Source organism: Nostoc sp. (assembly GCF_036916655.1).
Lineage (GTDB): Bacteria > Cyanobacteriota > Cyanobacteriia > Cyanobacteriales > Nostocaceae > Nostoc.
Window position 1 is genome coordinate 385,594 of record NZ_JBALFY010000064.1, and the last position, 6,176, is coordinate 391,769.

Sequence of the window (6,176 nt, forward strand, 5' to 3'; positions counted from 1 at the left end):
AATTTTTGACTATGGAAATCTATTGTGGGGTGAGATGAGCAGTGTTGCCCACCTCGGACTTATTAAATACTTTTTCAAAGATTGGGTATTATCCAGGATTTCTTTGTTGATGATTTTGACGGAATTGCTGTATTTTTTGCAGTTGTTCAGGGGTGAAAACTGCTTGAATCTGTTGTTTTTCAGACTCGCGGATTTGTTTGATTTGGTTTTTCTGTATTTCACTCAGATTTAAGTCAGCAAAATCACCTTTTTTGCGACCATGATGCTGTCCTGGTTGCCGTTGACCTTGACCTGTTTGCCCCTGAGCCTTACGTGCTTCCCACTCAGCTCGACGTGCTTGTTTCGCCGCCTCTAATTTTGCTTTTTGCTCTGGGGTGAAAACTGCTTCAATTTTAGTGCGGCTATCACGGCGAATTGTTTGAATTTGAGTTTTTTGGGCATCTGTTAGACCTAAGTCTTTCCAAGGGCCCCTTTCTTTTTGGGGAGTTTGTGCAAGTAAGATGGTTGAAGGAGATGCTGTTTGGGCGTGAACAGCAAAGGAGGTTGCAGTTAAAGTTAAGGCGATCGCTCCAGCAACTAGCGATAATACTTTGAGTTTCATTATTTATCTCGTGGGTTTTTCCTGGTTGGATGCCACTATCATAAGAACTTATCTTTAGTAGTTACATGAGGAGAAAGTCATGGTTATACCCATGACTTTAGTCATGATTGAATTTTGACAAATATGATTGACAATAAATAGTTAGGAGTGGGGAGTGGTTACGTCGCTTCTCTCCGAGACGCTGCGCGTAGCTTGCTTTCCCGCAGGGGTACGCTCCAAATTCAAAATTCAAAATTCAAAATTAATGATCCCCCTAAATTTATTTATGAGCTTGTATCCTTTTCGTTTTCAGTAAGTTAATAGTTTGGAATGATTTACCAAATGATTTAGAATTGTGATAAATCTTGTTTGAGATTATTACGTAATATTTTGATATCCTGCCTTTAGTCTTAATTACTCGGTCAGCGAAAATTTAAAACGCCGGAAACTGCTGCTAAAATTGCATTTAAAACTATTAACTATTAACTCATTGATAACTGGAGTGAAGCGATTAATGAATCGTCAAATTCAAATTAATAAACATCCTTTTCCGTCTCTGCTTTATCTGGAGTGGACACTATTAGCGATCACTGCATTGACAGCAGTTATACCACCTGCATTACGGCAATTTCGTCCTAAGCCTCCAGAACTATCAATTTGTGGTGTATTTCCCGAATTGTCAGTTTGTAGCATATTACCAGAATTATCAATTTATAGTCTGATTATTTTTGCATTAATGGGCTTAAGATTACCCAGGAGTAACCAGATAAATAAAGTCATCTACATAACTGTTGAAATTTTATTGATTTTAACAACTGGACTTTTTGGTGAAAGGTTTGCTCGGCTTTTTCCCTTTCTATACATAATTTTAGTTACTCGCAGTTGTCTAATTTTTCAGTTGCCTGGGCGTTTATTCGTTACAATTTTATCATTTAGCTTATTTCTTTTGACGACACAACTCAAATACCAGTTATTCAATTTTCAAGCATCACCACAGGCACAAGAACGATATCGATTTTTGATTTTAAATTCGTCTTTGGTATTTGGCTTAAGCTTGGTTTTTGTTTTGTTAATGATGAACGCAGTATTATCTGAACGGCATAGTCGAGAAAAGTTGGCGATCGCTAATGAAAAGCTCCGTCAATATGCAACGCGAATTGAGAATCAAGCTACTTTAGAAGAACGTAACCGAATTGCTCGTGAAATTCATGATTCATTAGGACATTCTCTAACTGCTTTAAATCTACAATTAGAAACTGCTTTAAAACTATGGCAATCTAACCCAGGTAAGGCTGAAACATTTCTTGCAACCGCGAAAGAATTAGGTTCAAAAGCGTTAAAAGATGTCCGTCAATCTGTTTCTACTATGCGTTCTGATCCTTTACAAGAACAATCTTTAGAACGCGCGATCGCTAGTCTTTCAGAAAACTTTTATCGCTCAAACGGAATTTTACCAATTTACCAAATTAACCTGGAATATTCTCTACCACCTGAAATCAATACCACTATTTACCGGATTACTCAAGAATCTTTGACAAATATATCTAAATATGCTGATGCAACGGAGGTTAAATTGGAACTCACGACGACAAAAGGCAATTTGCGATTGATAATTCAGGATAATGGTAAAGGTTTTGACTTAGGGCAAAATACTACTGGTTTTGGACTTCATAGTATGCGCGATCGCACTCTAGCAATTGGAGGTAAATTTAATATTAATAGCGCTCTTGGTTCTGGTTGTAAAATTACAGTTAATATTCCATTAGCAAGGGGTTGACATAATGATTAAAGTGTTGTTGGTAGATGACCAAAGTTTAATTCGTCAAGGATTGAGAGCGTTATTGGAACTAGAACCAGATTTAGAGATAGTTGGAGAAGCAGAAAATGGTGAACAGGCGATTGATTTGGTTGCGAAATTTCAGCCAGATGTCATCTTACTAGATATCAGAATGCCAATTATGGATGGAGTTGCAGCTACGCAAGAGATTCAAAAACGTTTTCCCACAACTAAGATTTTAGTACTGACAACTTTTGATGATGATGAATATGTGTCAGCAGCTTTGAAACATGGAGCAATGGGTTATTTATTGAAAGATACACCATCAGAAGAATTAGCTGTTGCTATTCGTGCTGTTCATAAAGGATATACTCACTTAGGCCCAGGTATAGTCAAAAAGCTGTTAACTCAATTTTCTCACCCTGCACTAATCCAGTCCCCGCCTGTACCATCTAGTTTAACTGAACTTACTCCTAGAGAAAAAGAGGTTTTGCAGTTAATTGCAACAGGTGCTAGTAACCGAGAAATTGCTCAGGAACTTTACATTTCTGAAGGGACGGTGAAAAATCATGTGACAAATATTTTAAACAGATTGAATTTGCGCGATCGCACCCAAGCTGCGATTTGGGCAAATACATATTTATCTTATTTGAATGAGCCAAATTAAATAATTCGTAATTCGTAATTCGTAATTCGTAATTCGTAATTCGTAATTTTAACTTCTATAACAATTCTATTCTATTTGATTTTTGATAAAAAAATAGAATTGTTAAGGACTTCCAAATAAAAAAATATTCAATTAAGTCTTGTGGGGTGGGCATCTCGCCCGCTCAGACTACGTGGCAGGCAAGATACCCACCCCACAATATTGGATAATTTATTTCTTGGAGTTCCCTTATATAATATATTAGCTATAGATGTTAACGCTAAAAGTACAGCGTCATTTTGGGGGTTTCAGTACGTCACAGAAGCCGTAACACTACATCATATTCTAATTGTTAATGCAAGTTAGCTTTTTATAGCTTATTTAAATAACTCCAAGCATTCATTTTTTAAAACGCCTTTTGTGACTTTGATATTCCTAAATGACTTGGATATTACCTCTTCAGAAGATATATTAATTTGTGATTGATTTACACTTATTAAATCTGCAATTGAAGCACCATATACAATTTCTGATAAACCGCTCCAAACACAAGCCGTTGCACACATCGGACAAGGTTCACCAGTTGTATATATGCTATAACCTTCTAAAGAGGGGTTTTTAAGTTTAGCTGTTAAACTACGAATGGCGTTAATTTCTGCATGGGCTGATGGATCGTTGTCTCTGCTCACAGTATTATGAGCTACAGCTACGACTTCGTTATCTTTAACAATCACAGCACCGTAAGGCGCATCGCCTTCTTTTGCTTCTGCCAAAGCTAAACGCATAAAATATTCTGGGTTCATATAAGCTGGAGTTAACATAAGGATAATGATTAATAATATCGTATTTCTAATGCTATAACTGGGAATTAAGATGTATTAATGGTCGAATATGTTACTGAGCAGACAAGAAACAGAGTTTTACTTAAAAGACCTAGAAACTCCAATTGGTAAAGTAATTAATTTAACACTTGCCTCTTTGGTGCTAATATCATCAGGAATTTTTGTGGTAGAAACATATAATATTCCTGATGATCTGCGGTTCCAATTAAATGTCGCTGATATTGCGATCGTCATCATCTTCGCGGTGGAATATTCACTCCGTCTTTGGAGTGCAGAAAACAAAATTAAGTATATTCTTAGCTTTTATTCGATTATTGACTTATTGGCGATTTTACCATTTTTTCTCGGAATGGTGGATATTAGTTTTATCCGCCTACTAAGATGGTTTCGGATTTTACGATTAATTAGATTTATTGATAGAAAGTTTTTATTCGCCAGTATCAGCACCGAAGATGGTATGATTTTTACGCGAATATTATTTACATTATTTGCAATTGTTTTTATTTACTCTGGTTTAATTTATCAAGTCGAACATCCAGTTAATCCTCAAAATTACGGTACTTTTTTGGACGCCTTTTATTTCTCAGTTGTCACGATGACAACTGTCGGATTTGGCGATGTGATTCCAATCTCTGAAGTAGGACGCTTGCTAACAGTATTGATGATTTTTACAGGAATTGCGCTGATTCCTTGGCAAGTGGGAGATTTAATTAAGCGAGTCGTGAAAACTGCTAATCAGGTAGAAACAGTTTGTACAGGTTGTGGTTTGACTTTCCACGATCTAGATGCTGGGTTTTGTAAAAGATGCGGGACTAAGTTACCTAGTCGCAGGGTTGATTGAGATGCGATCGCACTCCAAATTTGATCGGGTTTCATATAGAGATTCTCTTAGAGTGTTCCAAAAAATAAACGATCCAAAACCCGTCATTGCGAATACGAGTGCGTCTCGTAGAGAGCGAAGCGTTCGCAATGACAATTAGGCATTTTTTTACTTGGAGTACTCTTAGAGGTTGTTTGAAAGTCTAATTTCTGACTTGCCTCAGCGATTAGAAATCGCAGCTACACAGTCAAAACCCTTGATTTTATATTAGTCCACGCAGGTGGACTTGGTTTGTGTATTAGAGTTCGCCCTTGGCGTGCCGGAGGCATCATTCTATTCGCCCAACACTTTTCAAACATCCTCTTAATGCTTCAATTTACTCACTGCAAATATGCAACGCCGCATTTCACTCACATTTTGTTAAGTTATGCTAATTTCGCTGTCCAAAAACTTGCTCGTGAACAGATATTTTTGTCCAAAGTCTAAGATTTTAGTCTAAACTCCAGAAATAACTAACCAGCATCAACCTTGATTTCACAAAACTGTCATATTAAGGAAATAAGCAAAATGTCAGGAAACAGACAACTCCAAACGACTGATGAGGAATCCTTGCGCCCTCAAGAGTTATTCAACGAACAATGGAAAGTTTATCAGAAGTTACTCAATGAAAATTTCATGAAACATCGTGATATTTACAACATCTTGCACAACTTCTTAGTTAATTACTTTCCACAAGCCTTTAAAATGCTTGACCTTGGGTGTGGCGATGCCAGCTTTACTGCTCAAGCTTTATTAAACACCAATATTGCTGCTTATAAAGGTGTAGACCTTTCCACGCAAGCATTAGAAATTGCTAAAGAAAATATGGGCACAATTCCATGCGAATCAACCTTTATCCAAGGGGATTTTTCTCAATTAGATTCTGAATTGATTACCCCTCACATTCAGGAGGATAAGTATGATGTTATTCTCATTTCTTTTGCTCTTCATCACTTTCAACTTGAGCAAAAAGAAGATTTTATTAGTCAACTGAAACACCTTCTTAAATCTGGTGGTGTTTTTATTCTGATTGATGTTTTTCGTAGAGAAGAAGAAGATCGAGAAACCTATCTTACACGATACCGAGATAATTTAGCGAAATATTGCTCTACCCTCACAGCGCAAGACTATTCAATGATTGAAAATCATATTTCTTCATGTGATTTTCCAGAAACGCAACAAACTTTATATGAGATATCTCAAAAACAAGGTTTCAATAAGTTTGAATGCCTCTATCGCGATGATAACTTTGATGCCTCAAGATTATTATGCATTTATAAATAAAGCTCATTATAATCCTAAATTTAGTGTGAGCGGTGGTTAGTTCATGCGATCGCTTGGGTTTTCCTCTTTGCACGCCCCGCTTCCAGCGTTCTTTTATATAGCGGTTCTCAGTTGGGTGCAATATAGTAACAGCAGTGAGTGAACCAGCCAATAATGTCTTTTTTAGTTACTGCATTGAGAGCATTTGT

At 36.8% G+C, this 6,176-nt stretch carries 6 protein-coding genes; 4 read left to right on the top strand and 2 right to left on the bottom strand.

The annotated features are described in order from the left end of the window. Positions 1-88: 88 nt before the first annotated feature. Positions 89-601: a Spy/CpxP family protein refolding chaperone gene (locus tag V7L31_RS16865; protein ID WP_334697300.1), complete on the bottom strand. Its 513-nt coding sequence runs from the start codon at positions 599-601 to the stop codon at positions 89-91. A 493-nt stretch (positions 602-1,094) separates the two neighbouring features. Here V7L31_RS16865 and V7L31_RS16870 point away from each other — a divergent pair, with 493 nt between their 5' ends. Next, positions 1,095-2,357: a sensor histidine kinase gene (locus tag V7L31_RS16870; protein WP_334697301.1), complete on the top strand. Its 1,263-nt coding sequence runs from the start codon at positions 1,095-1,097 to the stop codon at positions 2,355-2,357. A gap of 4 nt (positions 2,358-2,361) precedes the next feature. Next, positions 2,362-3,024, top strand: coding sequence for a response regulator transcription factor (locus V7L31_RS16875; RefSeq protein WP_334697302.1), 663 nt, complete (start codon positions 2,362-2,364; stop codon positions 3,022-3,024). A gap of 356 nt (positions 3,025-3,380) precedes the next feature. On the opposite strand, the gene V7L31_RS16880 is transcribed toward V7L31_RS16875, so the two are convergent. Continuing rightward, the gene (locus V7L31_RS16880; RefSeq protein ID WP_334697307.1) at positions 3,381-3,806 is read right to left on the bottom strand and encodes a nucleoside deaminase; all 426 of its coding nucleotides are present in this window, start codon (positions 3,804-3,806) and stop codon (positions 3,381-3,383) included. An 88-nt stretch (positions 3,807-3,894) separates the two neighbouring features. Between V7L31_RS16880 and V7L31_RS16885 the strand changes: the two genes are divergently transcribed. After that, positions 3,895-4,686, top strand: coding sequence for an ion transporter (locus V7L31_RS16885; RefSeq protein WP_334697303.1), 792 nt, complete (start codon positions 3,895-3,897; stop codon positions 4,684-4,686). Between the two features lie 546 nt (positions 4,687-5,232). Further along, on the top strand, positions 5,233-5,988 hold the full coding sequence (locus V7L31_RS16890; protein WP_334697304.1) for a class I SAM-dependent methyltransferase: 756 nt from the start codon (positions 5,233-5,235) through the stop codon (positions 5,986-5,988). The last annotated feature ends 188 nt before the right edge of the window (positions 5,989-6,176 follow it).

What these genes read in the sequence shown, in the direction of transcription:
- V7L31_RS16875 (WP_334697302.1), top strand. Translation starts at nt 2,362, where the DNA reads ATGATTAAAGTGTTGTTGGTAGATGACCAAAGTTTAATTCGTCAAGGA.
- V7L31_RS16890 (WP_334697304.1), top strand. Translation starts at nt 5,233, where the DNA reads ATGTCAGGAAACAGACAACTCCAAACGACTGATGAGGAATCCTTGCGC.
- V7L31_RS16870 (WP_334697301.1), top strand. Translation starts at nt 1,095, where the DNA reads ATGAATCGTCAAATTCAAATTAATAAACATCCTTTTCCGTCTCTGCTT.
- V7L31_RS16865 (WP_334697300.1), bottom strand. Translation starts at nt 601, where the DNA reads ATGAAACTCAAAGTATTATCGCTAGTTGCTGGAGCGATCGCCTTAACT.
- V7L31_RS16885 (WP_334697303.1), top strand. Translation starts at nt 3,895, where the DNA reads ATGTTACTGAGCAGACAAGAAACAGAGTTTTACTTAAAAGACCTAGAA.
- V7L31_RS16880 (WP_334697307.1), bottom strand. Translation starts at nt 3,806, where the DNA reads ATGAACCCAGAATATTTTATGCGTTTAGCTTTGGCAGAAGCAAAAGAA.